Here is a 25,950-nt window from a genome sequence, read left to right on the forward strand (position 1 = left end):
CACTCAGCTTTGACGTCGAAAAGTTACAAAGATTCGGTGGTCGGCTCCGCGGCGCGGAGCCGACCACCGTCACTCGCCGCGCGTCAGTCGGTGAGGTGGTAGTACCCGAGCAGGTCCGTGTGCGACGCGACGGTGTCCTGCCGGACGTACGTGCCGGTGTGCGAGGCGTTGATCATCATCGCCACCCCGTCCACCTTGCCGATGTAGACGCCGACGTGGTGCACGGTCGACGGCGTGCCGCCGAAGTACACCAGGTCGCCCGGGACCGCCGTGGCCGCGGTCACCTGCGCGAGGCGCGGGTTGACCACCTGGTCCCGGGTGGTCTGGCCGATGTTCCCGGCCCCCGCCCGCCAGTACAGCCAGCGGGTGAAGCCCGAGCAGTCCAGGCCCACCTCCTTGTCCGCCGGGCACGGCGTGATCGAGCCCGAGTAGTCGTCGCAGATGCCGATCGACGGGCCGAAGTCCGTCTCGTGGCCGCCGCCCCAGACGTACTGGATGTTCTGGCCGGTGGCCTCCTGGGCGAAGCTCACGACGGCGGCATAGCGCCCCGCGCCGAGGTCCGCCGGCTGCTGCGGCGCCGGGTCGCCGTACAGCTTCGCCTTGGTGGCCGGGTTCACTTCCCCGGTGGACGGCAGCCCCACCGAGGACTGGTAGGTGCTCACGGCGTTCGTGGTGGCGGTGCCGAGGACATGGTCCACGGTCAGCGCGGCCCCGTGCGCGTTGAGCTTGTTCTGCAGCTCGGTGACACAGCCGTCGTTCTCGTTCGGTTCCAGGTCCGCCGGGCAGCGCAGCGAACGCAGGTCGATCGCCACCGCCGGGTCCTCGTAGTACAGCGAGGCCTTGGTCGCCGGGCCGACCAGACCGTCCGAGGTGAGCCCGTGGGACGTCTGGTACGCCTGGACCGCCGCGGTGGTCGCCGGGCCGAAGTCTCCGTCGACGGTCAGCGTGGCCCCACCGAAGTTCAGAAGCGTCTGAAGCTCCGTCACACACCCGCTCGCCTGCCCCTGCTTGATGGTGCTCGGGCAGTCGGAGGAGAGCAGATTGGTCCGTGCGGGTGCGGTGGCCGCCGCCGCGGGGGCGGCGGCGCTCAGCGCGAGCAGTCCGGCCGCGACCGCGACCGCCAGACCGCGGCCTGCCCGCCGGCGAACTCCGTACGCAGACATGGTTCTCCTGTGAATCGTCATGGGGTGGGGGTCACTTGCCGGCTTGCAGGGCGGTCCAGGTCAGACTGCCGACGATGCCGTCGGCGGTGAGGCCCTGGGAGGTCTGGTACGCCTTGACGGCCGTGGTGGTCGCGGGGCCGAAGTCGCCGTCGATGGAGAGCGTCTGGCCGCGGGCCGCGATCAGCGCCCGCTGAAGACGCTTGACGTCCGTTCCGGTGGCACCGGACTGGAGTGTCGGCCGGGTGCCCGCGGACAGCAGGGCGGTCCAGGTGTGGGAGTCCACGGTGCCGGTGACCGGCAGAGCCTTGGCACTCTGGAACGCCTGGACGGCGGTGGTCGTGCCGGCGCCGAACGCCCCGTCCACCGCGCCGCTGTAGTAGCCCTGGCGCTGCAGCAGGCACTGGGCCGCGCTGACCGTGCCGCCGGAGGAACCGGCCGAGATCGAGCCGTACAGCGAGAAGTCCAGGTTGGCGGAGCAGGAGTTGCCGAACGGCCCCGTGCCCACGTCCAGGTAGTCCCGGTCGATGTTGATGGTCACGCCGCCCCAGGTCTCGTCGGTGTCCCCGGTGAGCTGGTGGATGCGCTGGTGGTCGGCCCAGTAGTCGTCCGGCACGTACGGCTTGGCGTCGGTGTCGGCCGCGCTGTTCCAGCGGGCGAACCAGATGTGGTCCGGCAGCGTGTAGGTGCCGGTGGTGTACTCCCCGGCCAGGTCCACCATGCCGGAGCCGGCGGAGGAGTAGACGCCGGAGAGGTAGCCGTTGGTGTGCAGTTCCTCGGTCCACGCGCTGAGGAACGTCATCACCGCGTCACTGCAGGCGGCGTTGTTCTGGTCGTACGCCTCCATGTCGTTGTACAGCACGCTGCCCTGCGGCAGCCCGAGCGCCGCTGCGGCGGCGAGGGACTCCTGGGCCTCGGAGCGGCCCTGGCTCGCGGCGGTGGACAGCGTGTACGACACCTTGTGGCTGAACGTGTTGCACGGCGCCTGGAGACCGACGTGGATCGGGATGATGTGCCAGCCCGCCGACGTCTGCGTCTGGATCCACGGTGCGGTCAGGTTGGGCTGGTCGCAGGCCGCGCTGATGCCGCTGATGTACACCCCGATGGCCCGGAACGGCGAGGCGGACCAGGCGGACATCTGCGCGTTGGACGGTGCGGCGCACGGGTCGAAGCCGAGCCCCGTGTACGTGCCGGGCTGCGGAGCCACGGAGGCCGCGGACGCGGCCTCCACCTGGGCCGAAGGGGCGGCCGACAGCGTGACGGCCTTGGCGTCCGTGTCCAGGACGGCGCTGTCCAGGATCGTCTGCGCGGCGGCATCGTCCGTGCCCACCGAGGCGGTGACCAGCACGCCGGCGGCGGGCACCGCCTGGTGTATCCGCCCGGACGGGGCGGCGGCGGTGCGCGGGACCGCTGCCTTGGCGGATCCCTTGGGCGCGATGCGGGTGGAGCCGTCCACCGACTTCCGGCCCGTCGCGTCCAGCGGTTCGATCACCAGTGCCTCGGTGCGGCCCACCAGTCCGGCCGGGCAGGTGGTCTGGCCGGCCGCGGTGGCGTGACCGAGGTAGACCGCGTGGCGGTCGAAGCGCACACAGGTGCCGGGGTTCGCGGCCAGGTCGATGACCGGCCAACTGCTGGGCACGCGTACGTGGTAGCCGCGGTAGGAGACGTCCTTGGCACCCTCGGCGGCGGCAGGTGATGCGGCGGCGGTACTCAGTGCGGCGGTGCTCAGTGCGGCCAGCGCGGTGAGCACCGTGCTCGCGGCGCGCAGTCGTGCTCGTGGGGGTCTGGGCAGGGTCATGACACTCCAGGTCGGCCTCTGGGACGGACAGGACAGTGCACCTCACACCCGGACTACGAGGCCGTCGAGCACCGTTGTGCGACGCCGTCGAAGGCCGGGCAGGCGAAAGGTAGCGCGTCATTGAGTTGCGTTGCACTACCTCTTCCTGAAAATTTTTAACCAAACAGCGAGCGGCAGCCGGGCCAACGGCTCGGGCCGGTACGGAACTTCGGCAACCGGCTCCTGCGGAGCGGGTCACGGGTGCGGCGGTGCCGGTCGTTTCCGCCGGGGGAATGCGCGGGGAATGACGGAATGCGCAACGGCGTTGGGCCGTCATGACCTTTTTTGTCGATGTGACGGTCCGCGGCTACGAACTCGATACACAGGGACATCTGAACCAGGCCGTCTATCTGCAGTACGCCGAGCACGCCCGCTGGGAGTTGCTGCGGGCCGCCGGTCTGCCGCAGGAGAAACTGCTGGCCGGCGGCGTGGGCCCGGTCGCGCTGGAAGTCGCGGTGAAGTATCTGAGGGAGCTGCGCGGCGGCGAACGGGTCCGGGTGACCTGTCAGTTCGTATACGGAAGCGGGAAGACCTTCGAGGTCGCACAGAAGATCATCAAGGAGGACGGGGCTGTGGCGGCGGAGATCACGGGTGTGGCGGGCATGCTCGATCTGACCGCCCGCAGACTCATCGCCGATCCGGCCGGCCATCTCGCCTCGCTGGCGGAGAATCCGGACCTGCTCAGCGGCTGACCGCGGGCCCGGCGTCGCGCGGGCGCCGGGGACCGGTGCGGATGCGGGGGACACTGCGGCGCCTGCTCTGCCGGGGTGCCCTCCCTGCTCCGCGCGTCCAGGACCGCACCTGTCCTGTCCCGTTCTGCCTCCGTGGTGCGATGCACCGCAAAGTACGATGAATCTCGTACCATGGACCCGTCCGGACGCAGCGACGAAGTGGAGCCACCGTGACCGACGCCACCGCCACCAGCGCGGCCGCCCCGGGCGCCGGCGTCCGTATTCTCGCCCACCCCGCGCGCGAGAAGATCCGGATCGAGTCGGTGCTCCACGCGCTCTCCGACCCGATGCGTCTGCGGGTGGTCCGTGAGCTGGCCGCCGCCGAGGACGAGCTCACCTGCTCCCGCATCGAGCTTCCGGTGTCCAAGTCCACGACCACGCACCACTTCCGGGTGCTGCGCGAGAGTGGCATCATCAGCCAGACCTACCGGGGCACCTCCAAGATGAACGGGCTGCGCCGCGACGACCTCGACGCGCTGTTCCCCGGGCTGCTCGACAGCATTCTCGCCGCCGCCAACCGGCAGGCGGACCGGCTGGGCGAAGGCTGACACGACGCCGCAGTACCGGTTCCGTGGCCTCGTGTCAGTGCGCGCTGCCGTGCGCGGCCTCCAGCAGTCCCGCCCAGTCCGGGATCTTCACCGGCCCACGGCCCAGCGACCGCCCCCACTCCGCCTCCGCCCGCTCGATCGACTGCCAGCCGTCCCATTGCACCGGCCGCAACCCCCATGCCCGCAGTGCGGCCAAGGGATCGGGTGCCGTCGGCCGACCGGAGAGCTGCGGTGCGTCGTCCAGCAACGACGCCACGGTCTCCTTCGCGCACGACCGGTTGGAGCCGATCACCCCGGTCGGCCCCCGCTTGATCCAGCCCGCGACATACTCACCGGGCGCGGGTACTCCGTCCCGGAGCACCCGTCCCGCCAGATGGGGCACGGTGCCGCGGGCCGGATCGAACGGCAGACCGGGCAGCGGCAGCCCGCGGTAGCCGACGGCCCGCAGGACGAGCTGGGCGTCGATGTCCTCGTACGCTCCGGTGTCCTGTATCCCCCCGCTGCCGTCCGGAGCCGTGTGCGCGAACCGCACCCCGGCGACCCGCCCGTCCCGTTCCAGGAGCTCGACCGGGCGCAGGAAGAACCGCAGGTGGATCGTGCGCATCGGGTCAGGCCCGGTGGCGTGGGTACCGGCCTCGGCCCACCCGCGCAGCACCTCTACATTGCGTCGGGCCACCGCGGACAGGGGTGCGGGTGCATCCGGTGGTGCCGCGCCGGGGGCGTATGCCGGATCGCGGGCCAGTTCCGCCTCCTCCACCACGACCCGTGCTCCGGGCAGCGTGCCCAGCTCGCGCAGCTCCTTGGTGGTGAACCTGGCCTGCGACGGTCCGCGCCTGCCCGCCATGTGCACCTCATGGACCTGGCTGCCGGCCAGCACACCGAGCGCCGGGTGCGGCACATCGGTGGGCCGCAGCTCCTCGGCACTGCGCGCCAGGATCCGCGCCACATCGACCGCCACATTTCCCACGCCGATCACCACGACCGAACGGGCCTGCAGGGCAAAGCCGTTGGCAGCCGCATCGGGGTGGGCGCTGTACCAGGAGACGAACTCCGTCGCCGAGTGGCTGCCGGGCAGATCCTCGCCCGGCACCCCGAGACTGCGGTCGGTCGCCGCCCCTACGCAGTAGACCACCGCGTGATACAGCTCCCTGAGCCGTTCGGGTGGGAGTCCGTCCCCGCCGACCTGGACATTTCCGAGAAAGGTGATCCGCTCGTGCTCCAGGACGGTCCGCAGACTGTTCTGCAGAGACTTGATCTTCTCGTGGTCGGGGGCGACGCCGTACCGAACGAGGCCGTACGGGCAGGGCAGCCGGTCCAGCACGTCCACCCGGACATCGGGCACCCGGGTCTGCGCGACCAGAGACTGGGCGGTGTAGACCCCGCTGGGTCCGGAGCCGACGACGGCGACACGGAGCACGGCGCACCTCTTCCCTGAGGGTGCCTCCAGCATCGCACCGGTTGCCCGGGCAGGGGAGAGGCGCGGCCGTGCGGCCCGTCAGGAAGACAGGGCGCGCATCCGGTCGATCTCGACCGTCTGCTGGGCGACGACATCGCCCGCCATCTCCTCGACCTGGACGTTGTTCCCCTCCGAGAGGGCCTCGGTCGCCATCGTGACCGCTCCCTGGTGGTGCGTGATCATCAGCTTCAGGAAGAGCTCGTCGAAGGCCTTGCCCTTCGCCGCCCGCAACTGTTGCAGCTGTGCCTGCGTCGCCATGCCGGGCATCCCGGCGTGGTCATGCCCGCTCTGCGGCTTCCTGCCGCCGTGGTGCGTGAGCCAGCCCTCCATGGCGCCGATCTCCGGCTTCTGCGCCGCGGAGATGCGCTCGGCGAGCCGCTTGACCGCGCCGGAAGAGGCCCGTGAGGGCACGAGGCCGGTCAACTCCACGGCCTGCGCGTGATGCTGGATCATCTGCTGCACGTAGCGGAAGTCGGCCGAATTGGGAGTGTCGTCCCCGGCCGCCTTCGTGGCCTCCTCGACGGACAGCGTCTGCGCGGGCTCGCCCGGCTTGCCCGGGGCCACCACCGAAGGGCCCCTGTCCGCCTTGGTGTTCGTGGCGGTGTCGCCATCGCCCGCTTCGCACGCGCCGAGGGAGAGCGCGACTGCCGTGACGGCGGCGGCGACCACGGATCTGCGTACCTTCGCAGCCTGACGGTAAATCAACAAAGCTTCCTCCGGCGTCACATGGGGTAGTTGCGGATCATTCGGCACGCATCAGGAATCTCACGTGTCGGAAACTTTCATTACGTCTCTGTTGCCATCTGTTGGGATACCCATGGGGAGGACGATACTGCCGGGGTCGATCGATAGTTCAACTACGTACTGGTCCAGGGGAGGACGCAGTGACTTCGTTGCACACCACCCAGGTGCGGCGCAGACGTCTGGGTGTGGCGGCTGCCGCCGCCGGACTCTTCGCCGCTCTGCTGACGGCCGGACCCGCGGCCGCGACGCCCGACCCCGGTGATTCATCCGCCACCCGTACCGGCCTCTCCGCTGCCCAGGAGGCGGTCGCCACGGCCGCCATCGAGGACGGCGAGATACCCGGCGTGGACGAGATCGTCCACAGCGACAACATCACCCCGCTGGTCAACATCCCGAAGGACGCGCTCAAGGGCCTCAACACGGACCTGGCCTTCCAGGGGAAGTACGCGTTCGCAGGGAACTACGACGGTTTCCGGATCTACGACATCAGCAACCCGAGGTCCCCGAAGACCGTCACCCAGGTCCTCTGCCCCGGGTCCCAGAACGACATCTCGGTCTCCGGGAACCTGCTGTTCCTGTCCACCGACTCCTCGCGCAGCGACAACTCGTGCGCCAGCACCACCCAGCCCGCCACGGAGAAGTCCTCCTGGGAAGGCATGAAGATCTTCGACATCAGCGACAAGCGCAACCCCAAGTATGTCGCGGCCGTCGAGACCGCATGCGGCTCGCACACCCACACGCTGGTTCCGGGGCGCAGCAGCGTGTACGTGTACGTGTCCTCGTACTCGCCGAACGAGACGTTCCCCGACTGCCAGCCGCCGCACGACGGGATCTCGGTCATCAAGGTGCCGCGCAAGGCGCCCGAGCAGGCCGAGATCGTGAACTTCCCGGTGCTCTTCCCGGACGGCGGCAACCCGGGCGCGCCCACCAACCCGGGTGTCTCGAAGACGACCGGCTGCCACGACATCACCGTGCTGCCGTCGAAGGACCTGGCCGCCGGTGCCTGCATGGGTGACGGTCTGCTGTTCTCCATCAAGGACCCGGAGAACCCGAAGATCATCGACCGGGTCCAGGACAACGTGAACTTCGCGTTCTGGCACTCGGCGACGTTCAACCAGAAGGCCGACAAGGTCGTCTTCACCGATGAGCTCGGCGGCGGTGGCGCTGCCACCTGCAACGAGGAGATCGGGCCGAAGCGCGGCGCCGACGGCATCTACGACATCGTCGGCAAGGGTGATCACCGCAAGCTGGTCTTCCGCAGCTACTTCAAGATCGACCGCCCGCAGGCCGCCACCGAGGTCTGCGTCGCCCACAACGGTTCGATCATTCCGGTCAAGGGCCGCGACCTGATGGTTCAGGCCTGGTACCAGGGCGGGGTCTCGGTATGGGACTTCACCGACTCCTCGGCACCGAAGGAGATCGGGTACTTCGAGCGCGGTCCCGTCAGCCTGGACGCCGTCACCACGGCCGGCCCCTGGTCGGCGTACTACTACAACGGGTACATCTACTCCAACGACATCGCCAAGGGCTTCGACGTGCTGAAGCTCGACGACCGGCGGACCGACCCGGCGAAGCGGGTGCGGATGCCGGAGCTCAACGTGCAGACGCAGCCGGACTACTTCGACAGGTGATCCGACTGCACGCGTGACGGTGAGCGCACGGGCCCTGACGGACCCGTGCGCTCACGGCGCCTCCCGCCGGGCGGTTCTCCGCCCGGCGGGAATCCGCTCGCGGCGGAGCGCAGTGCGACGCCTCATTGACCGATGCGCCCCGCGGGCACATGCTGTACCTCTGCGTTGACCGGTGCATGCTGTCCGTCATCGGCGCAGCCGCCGACCGGTGCCCTGCGGGGCAGGTCGACCGGGGCTGCCCGATTCCGGCGACACGGGGGATCGTCGGAATCGGCTGTTCCCCCGGGCGTCCGGGAGCATGGTTCACGCGGCCGTCCGTGCGTTCCCGCCCGTCACCGCGGCCCACTCCACGAGCAGTCGCTGGTACTGCTCCTCGTCGTCCGGGGAAAGGCATCCGCCGGAGCGCTGCCACAGGTCGCGAATCTCTTCATTCACCACGGCGGCGGAACGCACGGAATCGGATGAGTACGGAGAACGGGACATGCCTACAGGCTAAGGCCCCGGTGTGACAATCCGACCCATTGGGCGTCAGGGACATCTCTCACATGTCCCCCCGACCGCATCAGGGAACCAGCCCGAGCGCCCGCAGGCCGTCCGGCCGTTCCTCCACAGGCAGGTGGTCCACGATGCGCACCTCGCACCCCAGCGCCGCCGCTCCGCCGTCCGCGCGCCGTTCGTCACCGACCATCACCACATCCGTCGGATCCTGACCGACACATGTGCAGGCGATGTGAAAGAGCCGTGGATCCGGCTTCTGGATGCCGTGCTCGTAGGACAGGACATAGGCGTCGACGAAGCCGTCCAGACCGTGGGCGCGGAAGATCGGCCGCAGGTCCCAGCCGATATTGCTCACCACACCGATCCGGACCCCGCTCGCATGCAGCGCCCCCAGCACCCCCGCCGCATCCGGGTACGGGTGCCAGGCCGCCGGTGACCTGTGCCGGTCGTACAGCGCGTCGTACAGTCCGGGATCCGGCAGGGCCACCTGGCGGGCCAGCCCGGTGTACACCTCCCGGTGCCGTTCCGCGTTCTCGTCGCGTGTGGCCCACGCCTCGGCGAACCGGTCGGGCACGTGCTCCGGGGGCGGGCCGCCCGGCAGCGCCCCGGCGGCCGTGAGTTCCTTCACGTACCGCTCGAAGTCGGCATCGGCCACGGTCACCTCCCGCTCGGCCAGCACCGCACCCAGCCAGGACCGGACCGGTTCGATACGGAACAGGGTCCCGGAGAAATCGAAGAGCACACCCTTGATCGGCATGGACCGATCCTCGCCCGGTCAGGGGCGAGACGGCAAGGCCACCCGCTCGCGCCGCTCGTAGCCGGCGACCGAGAACGTGGCCACCGCCGCCCCCAGGAGCCAACCGCCGAGCACATCCGTCATCCAGTGCACCCCCAGGTACAGGCGGGTCAGACCCACCCCGATCACGGAGACCCACGCCGCCACGAGTGCCGCCCGCCACACGCGCCGCCCCGCGCCGTGCCGGTGCAGCAGCCACAGCAGCAGCCCGCACGTCACCGCCGCCGTCATGGCGTGTCCGGAGGGGAACGCGGCGTAGTGGGCGGAGTCCACCGGGTCCGGCCACTGCGGCCGCTTCCGCCCGACGGCGGCCTTCAGCCCCTGCTGCAGCAGCGTGGCGAACAGACAGGTCGCCGCCACCCATCCCGCGAGCATCCGGGCCCCGCGGCACCACAGCCACACCACGGCGACGGTGATCAGCACGCGCATCGTCCAGGGGTCCCACACCCAGTCCGTCAGGATCCGGTTGGCATGGACGAGCCCGGGCTCGTCCACCGCCCGCCGGTGCAGTGCGTCGGCGACGGAACGGTCCAGCGACATCAAGGGGGACCAGTGGACCGCGACCAGGACCAGCAGCGCCACACCGAGCACCCCGCAGACGATGCCCGTTCCGAGGCCCGGCACGGGGGCAGGAACGCGGACCGGCGGGGAAGGTGGCGAGGAGGGGGAGGGCATGGGGGTGATCCTCGCGGACGGACCACCGCACCGGCTATCCCAGCGCGCTGAGTCCCGGGACGAAGGCCACCAGAAGGGGTACCACCGGCACCAGGGCAGCCGCCGCCGTCAGCCGCAGCCGACGTCCGGCGGTGAGCCGCTCCACCGGGGACAGCAGCCGGTTCACCCGCAGGGGCAGCTGCGCGTCCGGCGTCGGGGCGGGGCCGAACACACCCCGGTCCTCGTTCAGTTCGACCAGCGCCAGAGCGATCGTCAGCCGGCCGAAGCGACGTGACGCCACATCGTCCGCGGCCAGTTCGACGAGCCGGTGCATCTCGTCACGGAACGCGGCGAACACCGGCACCTGCGGGAAGCCTGTAGCCAGCGCGGCGGAGCAGTGCAGCAGCCAGTCGTGCCGTGCCTGCGCGTGCCCCTGCTCATGGGCCAGCACGGCATCCAGCTGACGTCCCTTCAGCCGTCCAAGTGCCGCAGTGGTAATGACCAGTTGAGGTGCGGCCCCCGGCAGCCACCAGGCGTCCGGGCGTGCTCCCTCCAGCACCACGAGCCGGTCGCTGCCGGGCTTCTCGCCGGGCATCAACGGGGAGCGGACCAGCAAGTCGGCCCGGCGTTGCCTGCGCCGCCGCCGCGCCCGGCGGACCTCCCGGGTGAGCATCGCGCCGGTCCAGATCCCGCCCAGCGCCAGCAGTACGGCGATGACGGCGGACCACGGCCCGTACGCGGCCAGCGCATACGCCTCCACCACGGCGTGGGGCGCGGGCGCGAACACCTGCCCGCGCACCGCCTGCCAGGCGGCGGCCGCGCTGAACGTCATGGAGAGACCGAAGGACAGCAGCACCCCCGCCACCACGCACTGCCACACCCACAGCGCCACAATGGGCTCGCGCTCAGGCCATTCGGCCCGCGCCATCAGACGCGGGGTCACGACGGCGGCCAGTGCACCGAGCAGCAGAAGCGCCAGGGAGACCAACATGGGCGTCAGCCTATGAGTGGCGCACTACCCACGGGTATGGGTGCGCTCGGCAAGTGACGCACGCCACGGCCGGCGGCGCCCCCTGTCTCACAACGTGAGCAGCATGGCGAACATCGCAATTCCCATCGTCAGCCGGCAGGCCAGCGCAAGCTCCGGTCGTGCGCCCCAGGTGCGCCCCCCAGGGACCTGCCCGCCACCCGCGTCCGCCGTGGCGGCGACAGGGATCAGCCGCACCCCGGACCGCAGCACATAGACCGCGTAGTAGACCAGCAACCCCCCGGTCAGCAGCGGCAGACCCCCGGCGGCCTGTGCCATCTGATGTCCGCCGTGCCCCCCGTGGCTCGCCGCGCCACTGCCAGGCGCCGCCATCACCACCGCCATGTAGACCATCGCGAGCGAGCCGATCAGATGGTGCAGATGGTGGCCGTTGCGCCGCGCGAACCACAGGGCGCGCACCGCAGCCCCGCCGAACAGCGCCACGTACACCGCCCACCCCCACACCGGCGGTGTGATGACGGCTGCGGGCACCGCCATGGCGGCCATGCCGAAGCCCATCAGCGCCTCCGCGCGCGCCGTTCTGCGTTGCTCCTCCGTCCCGCTGCGCATCCGGAGCAGACAGTACGCACCCGTCACCCCGCACAGCGCCATCAGCAGCCAACTGGACATCGCCGGTCCGTGCACAGCGCACCTCCCCAGGACGTACGACGTCGCTGTCGACTAGTCGATGCCCCGCCCGCGCAGGTCGTACGCGGCGCACTGATGTATGAGGGGAGCGCGCCGCGGGCATGCGCCGCAGCGAGTGGCCCCGTGCGCGCCGTCGAAGGATCAGGGCCGGTACCGCATGGGATGGTCCGCCGGTACCTCGACGACGGCGATCCGCACCCCGTCCGGATCACGGATCCACATCTCCACGAGCCCCCACGGCTCGCGCACCGGCGGACGCTCGATGTCGACACCGCGGGCCGCCAGCTCCTCGTGCGCCGCGTGGACGCCCTCGACCTGGAGCCACAGCCGAAGACCGGGCGAGGGCGGCGCGGCCGAGCGTCCGGAGACCTCCAGGAAGCCACCGCCGAGGAAGTAGACCGTGCCCCGCTCGGGGCCGGTGCCGAACTCCCGGTACACCGGGAGCCCGAGGGACTCGCCGTAGAACTTCCGTGACCGATCGGGGTCCGTCGGGCTCAACAGGATCCTGCTGCTCAGCACATGCACCATGCGCCAGACCCTAAGGGCTGTCCCGTCATCCCCGGTGGATCAGCGCGCGGCGTCGGATGTGGTGCATCGCAAGGCGCGGGGAGCGTCCTCGTACGGGGTGTATTCGGGCGTTCCGGCAACGCAGCGAGGTGCCGCAACTGTCGTCGTGCGCCCGCCGGGGATGACGGGACAGCCCTTGGGCGGGCACCACCGGGATACCCTGCTGCGGCACGGCCCAGCAGAGAAACGGAGACCCTGACCATGGACACCGCCCCGCCCCGTGACTCGGGACAGCTGACCTTCCGCGACGCGACGGACGCCGATGTTCCGGCACTCGTGGCGCTGATCGAGTCGGCGTACCGAGGGGACTCCAGCCGGGCCGGATGGACCACGGAGGCGGACATCCTGCAGGGGCAGCGGACCGACCCGGACGGGGTCCGACAGGTCGTCGGTGCTCCCGGCAGCCGGCTGCTGGTGGTGGAGCGGGACGAGGTGCTGATCGCCTGCTGCCAGCTCGAGCACCGCGGTGAGGCGGCCTACTTCGGGATGTTCGCGGTGCGGCCCGACCTGCAGGGCGGCGGGCTCGGCAAGGCGGTCATCGCCGAGGCCGAGCGGACCGTACAGGAGAGCTGGGGCGCGACCGAGATGCACATGACGGTGATCTCGGTGCGCGAGGAGCTGATCGGCTGGTACGAGCGCCGCGGCTACCGCCGTACGGGAAGGAGGAGCCCGTTCCCGTACGGCGACGACCGTTTCGGCATTCCGCAGCGCGACGATCTCGCCTTCGAGCTGCTGATCAAGGACCTCGAGGCGAACCGGACCCTGACGGGCACGTGACCCTCGAGGTGAAGTAGACCCTCAAGGGCCGCCGGCGCCGTTGTGCGCGGCGGCTACGCGGTGAAGCGGCCAGCGCGGCGGATCTCCGGGAAGTCGGTGGTCGCGCCGTCCAGCCCCAGGCCGCGAGCCAGACGCAGATGATCCTGGGTGTTCACCACCCAGCCGATGACCTTCAGACCTTCGGCGTGCGCCTGCTCGACGACCTCCAGGGTGAGGCGGCGGATGTTCAGCACGAGCGTCGCCGCGCCCACCGCTTTGGCCCGGTCCACCACATCGCTCTTCCAGCGGCTGGCGACGAGCGCGGTCCGCACCCCCGGCACGAGTTGAGCGATCTCGGCGACCGCCTCGTCGTGGAACGACAACACCTCGACCCGGTCGACGAGATCGCGCCGCCGCATCACGTCGGCCAGCGCCCTGGCGGCCGCCGCATCCTTGATCTCCGCCTGCACGGGGGAGCGCACGGCGTCGAGCACCTCTTCGAAGACCGGCACCCGCTCACCCTGCCCGGCATCGAGTTCGCGCAGCTCGGCGAGGGTCTTCTCGGCGATCGGGCCCGTACCGTCGGTCGTACGGTCCACGTCGGCGTCGTGCATGACGGCGAGCGCACCGTCCTTGGTGAGATGAAGGTCCAGCTCGATGACGTCCATCCCGGCTCGTTCGGCATGGACGAACGACCGCAGGGTGTTCTCCGGTTCGACACCCATGACCCCGCGATGACCGATGGTGAGAAAAGGCAAGGCATTCTCGCTTCCGTCGACGGCGACTCCCGCGTGCTGCTCCTACCCACGCGGCGATACGGCATTACGGCAACTCGGCATGGGGCAGCCTAAGGGCTGTCCCATGTTCCCCGGTGGATTAGCGCGCGGCTTCAGACGTGGTGCATCGCACGACGGAGGAGTGTCCTCATACGGGGCGTATGCGGGTGTTCCGGCAACGCTGCGAGGCGCCGCAGCTGTCGTCGTGCGCCCGCCACGGATGACGGGACAGCCCTTAGCGACCCGGCCACGTGAGGTGACCGGTCACGCGCGGCGGATTGGCGCCGTGTCCCTGGACTTCGGCGGCGCCGAGCAGGAATCCGGTGATGACGGCAGCGACCAGGACGGCACGGATGCTCACGCGGCAGTTCTCCCGAGGGTGGTGTGCCGGGCGCAGAGCCGGCGGGTTCCATGCCGTCCGTCCTACCGGCGGCAGCCGGTGCGCCGCGAGCCGTGTCACTCGTGCGTGGGCGCGCCGTGCGCTGCCTGAACGCTCGGGTGTGCGAGTGCGGGCCTCCCCGACCTCCGGCAGGCCGACGGAAGAGGTCGCGGAACCGCCATGCGACAGGAAGAATCGCGGTGACCATGGGGGGTCGGCAGGATAATTTTCTGGGGTGCACTTGTCTGGAGGAACCACACATGGATACGGTGTCTTGACGCGAGGTTCTCCCGTAGAGGAAGTGTGATGACGGAAATTCTTGTGCATGAAGCCGCCGCCGGCGCGATAGATACTGCCCAGCGCGTTGTTGAGCAGTCGGCCTGGCCTGCGCTCAAGAATGCCGTGGAGGAGATCCGCCCCTGGCAGTCGAAGGACGGCTCGATCGACTTCGACGCCGACGGTGCCCCCGCCCCGGCCACTGTCCGGGCCGCACTGGACCGCGTGATCGCCGCGGTCGAGGAGCTCGCCCCACTGCTCCCGCACGACGCCGCGTACCACCGTGCGCTCGTCGTGGACCTGCGCCGCTGGGCGGCCGAGGGCTTCGGTGTACCGGACTTCCTGGACTCGCTGCTCGCCTTCCAGCCTGCCAAGGACCGTGCCGACGGCCGCCAGCACCTGGTCGTCTTCGCGATGTACACGCAGAACGGCAACCCGGACCGCAACCTCGAAGCGGTCGTGCTGCGGATGGTCTGGCCGGAGTGGCTCGCCCAGCTCGAGGCCACCCGTTACGACAACCCGCTGTTCTGCGGCATCACCTTCGAGGACTTCACCACCGGCTACGACACCAACTCCGCGGTGCTCTTCCCGGAGACGATCGCCGTGCGCGAGGCCCCCGAGCGGTTCAGCTGGGGCGGCATCTTCTGCGACCGCGAGGCCGCCCGCTTCCGCCGCGTCACCGAGGCCTCCGTCGACATCCTGGGCGTCCACCTGCCCGACGACATCCGCGAGATGGTCGGCGATCAGCAGCGCTGCGAGCAGGCGTTCGTGCTCTGGGACATGGTCCACGACCGTACCCACAGCCACGGCGACCTGCCGTTCGACCCGTTCATGATCAAGCAGCGCCAGCCGTTCTGGATGTACGGCCTGGAGGAGCTGCGCTGCGACCTCACCGCCTTCAAGGAGGCCGTGAAGCTGGAGGCCGACGGCTTCCCGCAGGGCCGTGACGTGCAGTTCGCCGTGCTGTTCGACCGGATGTTCCGCTTCCCGGTCACCGGCGAGCGGGTCCGCAACTACGACGGTCTCGGCGGCCAGCTGCTGTTCGCGTACCTCCACAAGCACGACGTGATCCGCTGGACCGACAACACCCTGAAGATCGACTGGGACCGGGCTCCGCAGGTCACCAACCAGCTCTGCGCCGAGATCGAGGAGCTCTACCGCAAGGGCATCGACCGCCCGAAGCTGGTCCACTGGTTCGCCGCGTACGAGCTGGTCTCGACCTACCTCGCCCCGCACCCGGGTTCCCGCTGGGCCAAGGGCCCGGACGCTCTGGACCTGTCGCAGCCGCCCCGCAAGCTCGTGGACGACGTGCTTCCGGACGAGTTTCCCCTGAGCATGTTCTATGAGGCGCTCTCCAAGAAGCTGAAGCACGTGATCGCCTCCACGCGCGGAATCACCGCGGCCGGCGCCGAGCAGGCAGCCGCATGAGCGCTCGTTCCAAGGAGGCGGTGGCCATGAACGCAAACGGCAACGGTGCGCTCGAAGGTGCCGTGATCGCGGTCGCCGGAGCCGCCGGACCGGCCGGGCGGGCGACGCTGCTCAGGCTCGCCGAGGCCGGCGCGATCGTCGTCGCCTCGGACGCCGACCCCACCCGCCTGGCGGAGGCCGTCGACGCCGCGCGCTACGCCCACGGCGGCGCCACCGTCACCGGCGACACCGTCGATCTGCTCGACCTCGCCGCAGCCCGCGCATGGGCGGACAAGACCGAGAAGGAATTCGGCCGGATCGACGGGCTGGTCCATCTCGTCGGCGGCTGGCGCGGCAGTGCCACCTTCGCCGAGACCGACCTCGCCGACTGGGATCTGCTGGAGAAGCTGCTGATCCGTACCGTTCAGCACACCTCGCTGGCCTTCCAGGCAGGGCTCCAGCGCAGCGACCGCGGCCGGTATCTCCTGATCAGCGCGGCCGGTGCGAGCAAGCCCACCGAGGGCAACGCCGCCTACTCCGCGTCGAAGGCGGCCGCCGAGGCCTGGACCCTTGCGCTCGCCGACGCCTTCCGCAAGGCGGGGGGCGACGAAGGGCCGAAGACGGCGGCTGCGATCCTGATCGTCAAGGCACTGGTGCACGACGCGATGCGCGCCGAGCGCCCGAATGCGAAGTTCGCGGGCTTCACCGACGTCAAGGAGCTGGCCGATGCCATCGCCGGCGTCTGGGAGCGGCCCGCCCCGGAAGTGAACGGAAAGCGTCTGTGGCTGACCCCGCAACCATAAGGACCGACGCGCGACGTCGCCACGACCCGCAGGTGCGCGGTTTCGCGAGTGACAACTACGCGGGCGTCCACCCGGAGGTCCTCGCGGCCATCGCCCTCGCCAACGGCGGTCACCAGATCGCGTACGGCGAGGACGACTACACCGGCCATCTCCAGCAGATCATGCACAGCCACTTCGGCCCCACCGCCGAGGCGTTCCCGGTCTTCAACGGAACGGGTGCCAACGTCGTCTCGCTCCAGGCGATGACCGACCGGTGGGGCGCGGTGATCTGCGCCGAGTCCGCGCACATCAACGTGGACGAGGGCGGTGCCCCGGAGCGGGTCGGCGGCCTCAAGCTGCTCACCGTGCCGACCCCGGACGGCAAGCTCACGCCCGAGCTCATCGACCGGCAGGCGTACGGCTGGGACGACGAGCACCGTGCCATGCCCCAGGTCGTGTCGATCACCCAGAACACGGAGCTCGGCACGGTCTACACGCCCGACGAGATCCGGGCGATCTGCGAGCACGCCCACGAGCGGGGCATGAAGGTCCACCTCGACGGGGCGCGGATTGCCAATGCCGCCGCGTCGCTGAACGTGCCGATGCGCGCGTTCACCAGCGAGGCCGGCGTCGATGTCCTCTCCTTCGGCGGCACCAAGAACGGGGCGCTCTTCGGCGAGGCCGTCGTCGTCCTCAACCCGGACGCCGTGCGGGCCATGAAGCACCTGCGGAAGCTGTCGATGCAGCTCGCCTCGAAGATGCGCTTCGTGTCGGTGCAGCTGGAGGCGCTGCTCGCCGGCGACCTGTGGCTGCGCAATGCCCAGCACTCCAACGCCATGGCCCGGCGGCTGGCCGAGGGGGTCCGCTCGGTGGACGGCGTGGAGATCCTTCACCCCGTCCAGGCCAACGCCGTCTTCGCGCGGCTGCCGCACGACGTGAGCGAGCGGCTCCAGAAGCGGTTCCGCTTCTACTTCTGGGACGAGCCCGCCGGTGATGTGCGCTGGATGTGCGCCTTCGACACCACGGAGGACGACGTCGACGCATTCGTCCTCGCTCTGAAGGAAGAGATGGCCAAGTAGCGCCACTGTTCGTATGGATATGCGGTCGACCGGAAAGTCATTGGCTTCCGGTCGGCCGCTTCCGTATGCTCTGCGCGCATGGAGCTGACGCAGCAAGTCCCAGAGATCTCCGCCTATCTCGCCGCCGACCCGGTCATCGATCATGAGCATCCGCTCGTGCGGCAGACCGTCGCCCGGCTGCGCACCGAGACGGTCGATGCATACTCATACGCGGTCGCTGCCTATGAGTTCGTCCGTGACACCGTGGTGCACTCCGTCGACTCGGGTGATCCGCGGGTCACCTGGCGCGCCTCGGACGTCCTCGCCACCCGCAACGGCATCTGTCATTCCAAGTCCCACGCGCTGGCCGCCCTGCTGCGCGCGGCGGGCATCCCGGCCGCCCTCTGCTACCAGGGCTTGGACGACGACACCGGAGCTCCAGGAGTTCTGCACGGTCTGATCGCCGTGCGCCTGCCGGGGCGGGATCGGTGGGACCGTCAGGATCCGCGTGGGAACAAGCCCGGTGTCGACGCCCAGTTCTCGCTGGACGAGGAGCGTCTGGCCTGGCCCATCGGGCCGGAGTCCAATGGAGTGGACTACCCGGTACTCTATGCAGCACCGCATCCGGCGGTTCTGCGCGCGCTGCAGTGCGCCGAGGACCGCGCGCAGCTGTGGCGCACTCTCCCGACCGCACTCTGACCGTCCCGCTCCGGACCGTCCCCGAGGCAAGACAGCCGATGACCCTGAGTTTCTCCGTTTCCGAAGACGTACGCACCGTTCCTAAGTGGTCTCGCCTGGAAGTCCTTCCGGGGTTGATCATTCGGTCTTGCCGGTGGTAGTGGTCGCTGCGCGACTGGCCGCTGATCACCCCGGCTCGGCGGCTGTGAGATCGAGCTCGAAGTACCCATCAACGCCGCGCTCAATGTCGACCTGCCACCTCTGAGATGGCCGAAGTGCTGCTGCACTCGGCCGTCTACTGCGCGATGCCACGGTCCATCAACGCCACCGTCGTCGCCAAGAAGGTCTTCGCCGAGCGTGAACTGCTCCCGGGGCTACTCCGGTGTTGGGCTTTGAGTGTCGGTGTCCTGCCCTGCCGAGGTGAGGCGGCAGGGCAGGACACCACGGCGCGGTGAGCGGGTCAGCCAAGCGAGACCAGACGCGCGCCCCCGTCGGTCTCGATGATGGTGCCGGTGAGGTTGGCATTGGTGGCGGCCAGGGCCACCACCTCGGCGATCTCCTGTGCCGAGGCGATGTGGCGGACCGGCAGAGTGGTGGCCGTTTGCGCGAAGTACTCGCGCTTGGCGTCTTCCGGCAGGCCGTTCCACCAGGGCGTGTCGACGAGCCCGGGAGAGACGGCGTTCACCCGTATCGGAGCGAGTTCCGCGGCCAGCGGCCTGACCAGGGCCTCGACGGCGCCGTTGAGGGCGGCGATGCCGGCGGTTCCTGGCATGCCGGTCCGCGCGGTGATGGCGCTGAGCAGGGTGATCGACCCGTCCGGTGTGAGGTGCGGCAGGACCGCCTGGATCGTGGTGATGTGCGGCCAGAACTTGGCCTCGAACGCGCGTCGCAACATCGTCAGGTCGAGATCGGCTACCGGCCCCGGCCCCTCGCTTCCACCAGCGGCCAGGACCAGCCAGTCGACGCTGCCGGTCGCCTCGGCGAGGGCGCTCATCTCGTCAGGGTTTCCGGCGTCGGCCCGGTGCCCGGCCAGTCCGGCGTCGGTGACGGCAAGGGCGTCCAGGCGCTCCTTGCTGCGGCCGGCGATGTGCACCGTGGCACCACGTGCTTGGAGCAGGCGAGCCGTTGCGAGCCCGATGCCGGACGTTCCCCCGACCACGAGGGCAGTGCGCTGGGACATGGGATCTCCTTATTTCGAACCGCTGCGTCTCGAATTAAGCTAGCCTCCATGGTCATGGACAAGCAACCCCCTTCGGAGTCACGCCCGGGACGCAAGCGCAGCGAGGAGAGCCGGATGGCGATCCTGGTCGCGGCGTTCGAACTGGTCGACGAGGTCGGCTATGCGGGCCTGACGATCGAAGGAATCGCCAACCGCGCCGGATGCGGCAAACAGACGATCTACCGCTGGTGGCCCTCCAGGGCCCACGTTCTCCTCGAAGCACTCGCAGTGAAAGCCGATCTGTACGTCACGAACGCCGACCATGGCTCCTATGCCGACGACGTACGGGCCTTCCTGGAGGACACGTTCCGGCTCGGCCGCCAGCAGCGCGTCGTCGACATCTTGCGCGTCCTGATGGCGGAGGCCCAGATCAACGAGGAGTTCGGCCAGCTCTTCCGCAGCGCCTTTCTGCAGCGGCGGCGCGACGCGCTCCAGGTCGTCCTCGATCGAGCCCGGACGCGGGGCGACCTGCCGCCCCGTCCTGCTGCGTCCACTGTCCTGGACATCGTGTTCGGCACCTTGTGGTACCGCCTCCTGGCCACGCGCCAGCCCATGGGCAACGACCTCGTCGAGGAGCTCACGGCCACCCTCGCGCAGGCCGCACACCCCGCGACCAACACAGCGATCGACCTGGGAGACCAGCAATGACCCTTTCCCGCGCCATCCTCATCACCGGCGCCACCGACGGCCTCGGCCTGGCCCTGGCCAAACGCCTGGCAGCCGACGGCGCCGACCTGATCCTGCACGGCCGCAACCAGGCCAAACTCGACCGCATCGCAGACCAGTTCACGGCCCGCGGCGTATCCAGGCCCCGGACCGTGACCGCGGATCTCGCCGACCTCGACCAGGTCAGCCGCATGGCCGCTGAGATTCGCGCATCGGTGGGCCGACTCGACGTCCTGGTGAACAACGCCGGCATCGGCGGCGGGCAACCGGACGGCCGCACCCGCCGCACCAGCGCCGACGGCCACGAGCTGCGCTTCGCCGTCAACTACCTCGCCGGCTTCCTGCTCACCCTCGAACTCCTGCCGCTGCTGCGCGCGTCAGCGCCGGCCCGCATCGTCAACGTCGCCTCCATCGGCCAGCACCCACTCGACTTCGAGAATCTGATGCTGGAGCACGACTACGACGGCATCCGAGCCTACGGCCAGAGCAAGCTCGCCCAGATCACGTCCGGTTTCGAACTCGCGGCACGCCTGGCCGCCGACGAGGTCACGGTCAACAGCCTCCACCCCGCCACCTACATGCCGACCAAGATCGTCCTCGCCGAGATCGGACGCAGCATCGACACGCTGGAAGAAGGAGTGACCGCCACCCGCCGGCTCGTCGCCGATCCTGCACTCGCCGGCACCACCGGACGCTTCTACGACCGCACCCGCGACGCACGCGCTCATGCCCAGGCATACGACAGCGCGGCCCGACTGCGTCTGTGGCAGGCAAGCCTGGAACTCACCAAAGCCAAGAGCCCCCTCTGCTGAGTGCAGCTGAAGTCGAGGCCGAGGGAATGGCCGCCATCCTGCCCGACACTCGCAGGACCAAGGGCAGCAGACCACGGCCCGTCGTGATCCACTTCTTGTGATCGGCCTGTCTGCATGCCCGTTGCCGCCGCCCGTCCAATCGTCCTGACCGCCTCCGAGCGGCACCGACTGAAGAAGGCGGCCTACGGTCACAAGACCGAGCACCAGGCCCGGCAACGTGCCACCGTCGTGCTGCATGCGGCCCGCGGGTGCTCCAACGCACGCATCGCCCGCGAGACCGGGCTGCACATAGACACCGTGCGGACCTGGCGCGGCCGCTTCGCCCACGGCGGGCTGCCGGCCTTGGCCGACCGCAAGCGCAGCGGGCGCCCCGCACGGTTCACCCCCGTGCAGGTCGCCGAGGCCAAGGCACTGGCCTGCCAGCTGCCCGCCGAGGCCGGGGCACCGCTGTCGCGGTGGTCGTGCCCGGAACTGGCCGCCGAGCTGACTGCGCGCGGCATCATCGATACCGTCTCGGCGTCCACCGTGCGCCGCTGGCTGCACCAGGACGCGATCAAGCCCTGGCAGTGCCGGTCCTGGATCTTCATCCGCGACCCGAACTTCCGCGCCACGGCCCAGCGGGTCCTGGACTTGTACGCCCGTACCTTCGACGGCGAACCGCTTGGCGAGGACGAGTACGTCATCTCCAGCGACGAGAAGACCTCAATTCAGGCGCGCTGCCGCTGCCACCCGACCCTGGCGCCGGGGCAGGCCCGGGCGATGCGCGTCAACCACGAATACGACCGCGGCGGCGCGTTGGCCTACCTGGCCGCCTACGACGTCCATCAGGCGAAGGTCTTCGGCCGCTGCGAGCCGAAGACCGGCATCGTGCCCTTCATGAACCTGGTCACCCAGGTCATGAGCACCGAGCCCTACGCCAGTGCCAGACGCGTCTTCTGGATCGTCGACAACGGCTCCTCCCACCGGGGGAAGAAAGCCATCGACCGCCTGACCACAGCGTTCCCGAACGCGGTCATGGTCCACACCCCCGTCCACGCCTCCTGGACGAACCAGATCGAGATCTTCTTCTCCATCGTCCAACGCAAGGTCGTCTCGCCCAACGACTTCACCGACCTGACCCAGGTCCGGGACCGGCTCCGAGCATTCGAAGACCGCTACAACGCCACGGCACAGCCGTTCCAGTGGAGGTTCACCACCTCCGACCTGGACGAACTGCTGGCCAGACTCGACCGGCACACACCCGCCGATCGACAGGAAGAATCCTCCGTCGCGCCGGCAGCTTGATCAACCCCCGAAGGACTTACGGAGCCGACCACTAAGAACTGAGCGGGAGTGAGTCCTGTTGCCAGGACTCGTGCTGCCGGGGCCCTGGCCAGGCGGGCGCTCGCGGATGGCGGTCTGCCGCGCATCAACCTGCTGGTCGACCTCCACAACGCGATCAGCGTCGCCTGTCTGGTTCCGGTCGGCGGCGAGGACGCCGACCGCATCAAGGGCGACATGCGGCTCGTGCGCTCCACCGGCCAGGAGCCGTTCCGCACCGTTGCGGGCGGTGAGGACACCGTGGAGCACCCCGAGCCCGGCGAAGTGGTCCGGTGCGACGACGAGGGCGTCACCTGCAGGCGGTGGAACTGGCGCCAGGGTGTACGCACCCGGCTCATCGAGGAATCCGTCAACGCCGTGTTCCTGCCGGAGCGCCTGACCCCCATGACCATCGGCGAGCTCGAAGCCGCAGGCACCGAACTCGCCGAGTCACTGGAGAAACTGAGCCCCGGAGCGCGGATCACCGTACGCACTCCGGAGTGACGTTTCAGCTGTGGCCGTGACCCGACCGGGTCAGCTCGCCTCACGCACCTCGGCGGGAGTCGGAGCCGTACCGCCGAGATGCGCGGGCACCCACCAGGTGTCGCTCGCGTCCCTCGGCCGCACCGGATAGGAGCGCTGGGCCGCTTCGAGGAGCTCCTGCACGCGCTCGCGCAGCCGCCGGGTGATCGCACCCGCGTACTGGTCGGTGGGGGCTTCCACCGGCTCGCCGACCCGGATCGTTACCGGGATGTGGCTGCGCTTGAAGTTGCGCTGCCGGCCCTTGGTCCAGATCCGCTGAGTCCCCCACAGGGCCATCGGGATCAGCGGTACGCCGGCCTCCTGGGCCAGTCGTGCGGCGCCCGACTTGAAGCTCTTCAGGGTGAACGACTGCGAGATGGTCGCCTCGGGGAAGATGCCGATGATCTCGCCGGACCGCAGCGAGGCGAGCGCGTGCGCATACGCGTCCTCGCCCTGCTTGCGGTCGACCGGAATGTGCTTCATGCCGCGCATCAGTGGACCGGAGACCTTGTGGCGGAAGACCGACTCCTTCGCCATGAAGCGGACCAGCCGTTTCTGCGGCAGAGCGCTCAGCCCGGTGAAGATGAAGTCGAGATAACTGATGTGGTTGCTGACCAGCACGGCACCGCCGGTCTTCGGGATGTGCTCCGAACCCTGAGTGTCGATCTTCAGGTCCAGCGCCTTGAACATGGTGCGAGCGGCGCCGATGACCGGCCGATAGACGAGTTCTGCCATCTGGGGAAGACCCTTCTTCTGCGCCTGAGGAGGGTTCTCCCGGCGGAAGTTACGCAGCCGTAGGTTTTCGGCATTGGGCCGATCGTCCCCCATGCGCGTCGCCCTGGCCAGTCTCGGCGGGCGCGGGGCGCGAGATTCTCGTCACGTGGAAGCTTCGGGAATGTCATCGCGCGCCGGGGCGCTCACCCTGTGCGAAGAGCTCTGACAGGAGGCCGAAGGTGGACGGGCAGACAGGCACGAGAAGGCTGGACGCGGCCCAACTCGGCGCGGAATTGGGGGAGAGGGCGACCCTCGTGCAGTTCTCCAGCGCCTTCTGCCAGCCCTGCCGGGCCACTCGCCGCACCCTTGTCGAGGTAGCGGGTATGGTCGACGGCGTCGCTCACGTCGAGATCGACGCCGAGGCGCATCTCACTCTCGTGCGCGAACTCGGCATCAGCCGCACGCCGACGGTGCTCGTACTCGACGCAGCCGGCCGGATCGTCCGCCGAGCGGTCGGACAGCCGCGCACGGTGGATGTGGTCGCGGCACTGGGGCGCGCAATGTGACGCACCGTGATGCATCTCCCACATTGCGGAACCCTCTTGACTGCACCCACCACGCATCGTCAGTCTGACGCTATGCCGCCGGAACTCCTTCTCTACGGCCGGGTTCATGTGGACCTGGCCCGCAACGCGAGTGCGCGCTGTCCGGGTGTCTGAGCACCCACGGCCGCGTACGCCCCCCTCGCAGAAGGACATCTCCATGACGGCTTCGCCCGAGCTCGGCACCGCCTGCACGGCATCCCCCGATCTCCTCCGTTCCGTCTTCCGGCAGCACGCCGCCGGTGTGGCCGTGATCACCGCCGCCGGTGACCGGCCGGTCGGCTTCACCGCCACCTCCCTGAACTCCGTCGCCGCCGAGCCGCCGCTGATCTCCTTCGGCGTGGGGACCGCGTCCTCCAGCTGGCCGGTCGTGGCGGAGGCCGAACACATCGGCGTCCACCTACTCGGCGAGCACCAGCAGGCGTTGGCCGCCACGTTCGCGCGCAGCGGGGCCGACCGCTTCGGGCCGTCCACCGACTGGCGTAACGGACCCGAGGGCGTGCCGCTGCTCGGCGGAGTGCTTGCCTGGCTGGTCTGCCGCGTGGTGGCGCGGATCCCGGCCGGTGATCACCGCATCGTGATCGCGCAGGCTGTGGTCGGCGATCCGGCCGGCGGAGGCCGCCCGCTCGTCTATCACCAGGGCCGTTTCACGGCGCTCCGGGACTGAGAACACCCAGGTGGCACTTGGCTACGGTGCGTTGGCTAGGTCACAGTTCCAAGCGCTTGCTTATGGGGCACGTACTGGGTGTACTGCTTAGTAATATTTCCCTCGGAGCGCCGGTCGCCCCGACCGGAAACCGCCCCATCAGGCGCCTATGCTGCGTGCAACAAGGCAGCCCAGAAATGACGATGCAGTAGGAGAGCCGGCGTGAGCTTGAGGATCGTTGTCTGTGTGAAGTACGTGCCCGACGCCACCGGCGACCGGCATTTCGCCGATGATCTGACGCTGGACCGTGAGGATGTCGACGGTCTGTTGTCGGAGCTGGACGAGTATGCGGTGGAGCAGGCGCTGCAGATCGCGGACGAGGCGGACGATGCGGAGATCACCGTGTTGACGGTGGGTCCGGAGGATGCCAAGGACGCGTTGCGCAAGGCGTTGTCGATGGGTGCGGACAAGGCCGTTCATGTCGAGGACGACGATCTGCATGGCAGTGATGTGATCGGTACGTCGCTGGTGCTGGCGAAGGCGATCGAGAAGACGGGTTACGACCTGGTCGTGTGTGGGATGGCGTCGACGGACGGGACGATGGGGGTGCTGCCGGCGGTGCTGGCGGAGCGTCTGGGTGTTCCGCAGGTGACGTTGTTGTCCGAGGTGAAGGTCGAGGACGGCACGGTGACCGGGCGTCGGGACGGTGACAGTGCGTCCGAGCAGCTGCAGGCGTCGTTGCCGGCGGTGGTGTCGGTGACGGACCAGTCCGGTGAGGCGCGGTATCCGTCGTTCAAGGGGATCATGGCGGCGAAGAAGAAGCCGGTCGAGTCCCTGGATCTGGAGGATCTGGAGATCGACGCGGACGAGGTCGGTCTGGCGGGTGCGTGGACCGCGGTGGATTCCGCGGCGCAGCGTCCGGCTCGCACGGCGGGCACGATCGTCAAGGACGAGGGCGAGGGCGGCAAGCAGCTCGCCGAGTTCCTGGCGGGCCAGAAGTTCATCTAGGCGGCTGTGGCGGGCCGGGAGTTCGTCCGGGGCCCGCGGGTTGTCATTCCCAT

29 protein-coding genes and 1 pseudogene are annotated in these 25,950 nt (G+C 69.4%); 16 read left to right on the plus strand and 14 right to left on the minus strand.

Annotation, left to right across the window (positions count from 1 at the left end):
- Window positions 1-83: 83 nt before the first annotated feature.
- The gene (locus OG878_RS34995) at window positions 84-1,163 is read right to left on the minus strand and encodes a C40 family peptidase (protein WP_328890481.1); all 1,080 of its coding nucleotides are present in this window, start codon (window positions 1,161-1,163) and stop codon (window positions 84-86) included.
- A 31-nt stretch (window positions 1,164-1,194) separates the two neighbouring features.
- Entirely contained in the window at window positions 1,195-2,958 is a 1,764-nt protein-coding gene (locus tag OG878_RS35000; protein ID WP_328890482.1) for a glycoside hydrolase domain-containing protein, read from the minus strand.
- A gap of 314 nt (window positions 2,959-3,272) precedes the next feature.
- On the opposite strand from OG878_RS35000, the gene OG878_RS35005 reads away from it, so the two are divergent.
- Together OG878_RS35005 and OG878_RS35010 are read left to right on the plus strand one after the other, a co-directional pair.
- Window positions 3,273-3,689 (plus strand): acyl-CoA thioesterase, encoded by a 417-nt coding sequence (locus tag OG878_RS35005; protein WP_328890483.1) that lies wholly within the window; start codon window positions 3,273-3,275, stop codon window positions 3,687-3,689.
- A gap of 209 nt (window positions 3,690-3,898) precedes the next feature.
- Window positions 3,899-4,276 carry an ArsR/SmtB family transcription factor gene (locus OG878_RS35010; protein ID WP_328890484.1) on the plus strand — a complete coding sequence of 126 codons (378 nt, stop codon included), beginning with the start codon at window positions 3,899-3,901 and terminating at the stop codon, window positions 4,274-4,276.
- A 34-nt stretch (window positions 4,277-4,310) separates the two neighbouring features.
- Here the strand turns inward: OG878_RS35010 and OG878_RS35015 are convergent, their stop codons facing one another.
- Both OG878_RS35015 and OG878_RS35020 read right to left on the minus strand, forming a co-directional pair.
- On the minus strand, window positions 4,311-5,693 hold the full coding sequence (locus OG878_RS35015; protein ID WP_328890485.1) for an FAD-dependent oxidoreductase: 1,383 nt from the start codon (window positions 5,691-5,693) through the stop codon (window positions 4,311-4,313).
- A gap of 78 nt (window positions 5,694-5,771) precedes the next feature.
- Window positions 5,772-6,440, minus strand: a complete 669-nt coding sequence (locus OG878_RS35020) for a DUF305 domain-containing protein (protein ID WP_328890486.1) — start codon at window positions 6,438-6,440, stop codon at window positions 5,772-5,774.
- A 176-nt stretch (window positions 6,441-6,616) separates the two neighbouring features.
- Here OG878_RS35020 and OG878_RS35025 point away from each other — a divergent pair, with 176 nt between their 5' ends.
- On the plus strand, window positions 6,617-8,107 hold the full coding sequence (locus tag OG878_RS35025; RefSeq protein WP_328890487.1) for an LVIVD repeat-containing protein: 1,491 nt from the start codon (window positions 6,617-6,619) through the stop codon (window positions 8,105-8,107).
- Between the two features lie 303 nt (window positions 8,108-8,410).
- Here OG878_RS35025 and OG878_RS35030 read toward each other — a convergent pair whose 3' ends face one another.
- The 6 genes from OG878_RS35030 to OG878_RS35055 all read right to left on the minus strand — a co-directional run bounded on the left by OG878_RS35030 (window position 8,411) and on the right by OG878_RS35055 (window position 12,258).
- Complete coding sequence (locus tag OG878_RS35030; protein WP_328890488.1) at window positions 8,411-8,590, minus strand: hypothetical protein; 180 nt, start codon at window positions 8,588-8,590, stop codon at window positions 8,411-8,413.
- Window positions 8,591-8,669: 79 nt separating this feature from the next.
- Window positions 8,670-9,362: an HAD family hydrolase gene (locus OG878_RS35035; RefSeq protein ID WP_328890489.1), complete on the minus strand. Its 693-nt coding sequence runs from the start codon at window positions 9,360-9,362 to the stop codon at window positions 8,670-8,672.
- Window positions 9,363-9,380: 18 nt separating this feature from the next.
- Window positions 9,381-10,076 carry a phosphatase PAP2 family protein gene (locus tag OG878_RS35040; protein WP_328890490.1) on the minus strand — a complete coding sequence of 232 codons (696 nt, stop codon included), beginning with the start codon at window positions 10,074-10,076 and terminating at the stop codon, window positions 9,381-9,383.
- 34 nt (window positions 10,077-10,110) lie between these two features.
- Window positions 10,111-11,046, minus strand: coding sequence for a M56 family metallopeptidase (locus OG878_RS35045; RefSeq protein WP_328890491.1), 936 nt, complete (start codon window positions 11,044-11,046; stop codon window positions 10,111-10,113).
- A gap of 87 nt (window positions 11,047-11,133) precedes the next feature.
- Complete coding sequence (locus tag OG878_RS35050) at window positions 11,134-11,727, minus strand: DUF5134 domain-containing protein (protein WP_328890492.1); 594 nt, start codon at window positions 11,725-11,727, stop codon at window positions 11,134-11,136.
- Window positions 11,728-11,871: 144 nt separating this feature from the next.
- Complete coding sequence (locus tag OG878_RS35055) at window positions 11,872-12,258, minus strand: VOC family protein (RefSeq protein ID WP_328890493.1); 387 nt, start codon at window positions 12,256-12,258, stop codon at window positions 11,872-11,874.
- A 240-nt stretch (window positions 12,259-12,498) separates the two neighbouring features.
- On the opposite strand from OG878_RS35055, the gene OG878_RS35060 reads away from it, so the two are divergent.
- Window positions 12,499-13,074, plus strand: coding sequence for a GNAT family N-acetyltransferase (locus tag OG878_RS35060; protein WP_328890494.1), 576 nt, complete (start codon window positions 12,499-12,501; stop codon window positions 13,072-13,074).
- A gap of 53 nt (window positions 13,075-13,127) precedes the next feature.
- On the opposite strand, the gene OG878_RS35065 is transcribed toward OG878_RS35060, so the two are convergent.
- Complete coding sequence (locus OG878_RS35065) at window positions 13,128-13,811, minus strand: glycerophosphodiester phosphodiesterase (RefSeq protein ID WP_328890495.1); 684 nt, start codon at window positions 13,809-13,811, stop codon at window positions 13,128-13,130.
- A 253-nt stretch (window positions 13,812-14,064) separates the two neighbouring features.
- Window positions 14,065-14,190 (minus strand): hypothetical protein, encoded by a 126-nt coding sequence (locus OG878_RS35070; protein ID WP_328890496.1) that lies wholly within the window; start codon window positions 14,188-14,190, stop codon window positions 14,065-14,067.
- 324 nt (window positions 14,191-14,514) lie between these two features.
- On the opposite strand from OG878_RS35070, the gene OG878_RS35075 reads away from it, so the two are divergent.
- The 5 genes from OG878_RS35075 to OG878_RS35095 all read left to right on the plus strand — a co-directional run bounded on the left by OG878_RS35075 (window position 14,515) and on the right by OG878_RS35095 (window position 18,864).
- Window positions 14,515-15,912 (plus strand): DUF6421 family protein, encoded by a 1,398-nt coding sequence (locus OG878_RS35075; protein WP_328890497.1) that lies wholly within the window; start codon window positions 14,515-14,517, stop codon window positions 15,910-15,912.
- Complete coding sequence (locus tag OG878_RS35080; RefSeq protein WP_277324645.1) at window positions 15,909-16,694, plus strand: SDR family NAD(P)-dependent oxidoreductase; 786 nt, start codon at window positions 15,909-15,911, stop codon at window positions 16,692-16,694. Before OG878_RS35075 ends, OG878_RS35080 begins: the two co-directional genes overlap by 4 nt.
- A complete protein-coding gene (locus tag OG878_RS35085; RefSeq protein WP_328891484.1) occupies window positions 16,691-17,752 on the plus strand; it encodes a threonine aldolase family protein in 1,062 nt (353 codons plus the stop codon). The genes OG878_RS35080 and OG878_RS35085 overlap by 4 nt, the downstream gene beginning before the upstream one ends.
- Window positions 17,753-17,830: 78 nt before the next feature.
- Entirely contained in the window at window positions 17,831-18,430 is a 600-nt protein-coding gene (locus OG878_RS35090; protein ID WP_328890498.1) for a transglutaminase family protein, read from the plus strand.
- A gap of 245 nt (window positions 18,431-18,675) precedes the next feature.
- Window positions 18,676-18,864, plus strand: coding sequence for a hypothetical protein (locus tag OG878_RS35095; RefSeq protein ID WP_443049198.1), 189 nt, complete (start codon window positions 18,676-18,678; stop codon window positions 18,862-18,864).
- A gap of 5 nt (window positions 18,865-18,869) precedes the next feature.
- On the opposite strand, the gene OG878_RS35100 is transcribed toward OG878_RS35095, so the two are convergent.
- Window positions 18,870-19,589 carry an SDR family oxidoreductase gene (locus tag OG878_RS35100; RefSeq protein WP_328890499.1) on the minus strand — a complete coding sequence of 240 codons (720 nt, stop codon included), beginning with the start codon at window positions 19,587-19,589 and terminating at the stop codon, window positions 18,870-18,872.
- Between the two features lie 54 nt (window positions 19,590-19,643).
- Between OG878_RS35100 and OG878_RS35105 the strand changes: the two genes are divergently transcribed.
- From OG878_RS35105 to OG878_RS35120, 4 genes and pseudogenes are all read left to right on the plus strand, one after another.
- Window positions 19,644-20,276 carry a TetR/AcrR family transcriptional regulator gene (locus OG878_RS35105; RefSeq protein ID WP_328890500.1) on the plus strand — a complete coding sequence of 211 codons (633 nt, stop codon included), beginning with the start codon at window positions 19,644-19,646 and terminating at the stop codon, window positions 20,274-20,276.
- Window positions 20,273-21,106 (plus strand): SDR family NAD(P)-dependent oxidoreductase, encoded by an 834-nt coding sequence (locus OG878_RS35110; RefSeq protein WP_328890501.1) that lies wholly within the window; start codon window positions 20,273-20,275, stop codon window positions 21,104-21,106. Before OG878_RS35105 ends, OG878_RS35110 begins: the two co-directional genes overlap by 4 nt.
- A 114-nt stretch (window positions 21,107-21,220) precedes the next feature.
- Window positions 21,221-22,390 (plus strand): IS630 family transposase, encoded by a 1,170-nt coding sequence (locus OG878_RS35115; RefSeq protein WP_328890502.1) that lies wholly within the window; start codon window positions 21,221-21,223, stop codon window positions 22,388-22,390.
- A 75-nt stretch (window positions 22,391-22,465) separates the two neighbouring features.
- Window positions 22,466-22,909: pseudogene (locus tag OG878_RS35120) on the plus strand (B3/B4 domain-containing protein); the annotation flags it as partial.
- A 30-nt stretch (window positions 22,910-22,939) separates the two neighbouring features.
- Here the strand turns inward: OG878_RS35120 and OG878_RS35125 are convergent.
- Complete coding sequence (locus tag OG878_RS35125) at window positions 22,940-23,662, minus strand: lysophospholipid acyltransferase family protein (RefSeq protein ID WP_328890503.1); 723 nt, start codon at window positions 23,660-23,662, stop codon at window positions 22,940-22,942.
- Window positions 23,663-23,880: 218 nt separating this feature from the next.
- Between OG878_RS35125 and OG878_RS35130 the strand changes: the two genes are divergently transcribed.
- From OG878_RS35130 to OG878_RS35140, 3 genes are all read left to right on the plus strand, one after another.
- Window positions 23,881-24,207, plus strand: coding sequence for a TlpA family protein disulfide reductase (locus tag OG878_RS35130; protein ID WP_328890504.1), 327 nt, complete (start codon window positions 23,881-23,883; stop codon window positions 24,205-24,207).
- Between the two features lie 196 nt (window positions 24,208-24,403).
- Entirely contained in the window at window positions 24,404-24,910 is a 507-nt protein-coding gene (locus OG878_RS35135) for a flavin reductase family protein (RefSeq protein ID WP_328890505.1), read from the plus strand.
- Window positions 24,911-25,111: 201 nt separating this feature from the next.
- A complete protein-coding gene (locus OG878_RS35140) occupies window positions 25,112-25,897 on the plus strand; it encodes an electron transfer flavoprotein subunit beta/FixA family protein (RefSeq protein WP_328890506.1) in 786 nt (261 codons plus the stop codon).
- The last annotated feature ends 53 nt before the right edge of the window (window positions 25,898-25,950 follow it).

It is taken from the genome of Streptomyces sp. NBC_00316 (genome assembly GCF_036158715.1).
Taxonomy (GTDB): Bacteria; Actinomycetota; Actinomycetes; order Streptomycetales; family Streptomycetaceae; genus Streptomyces.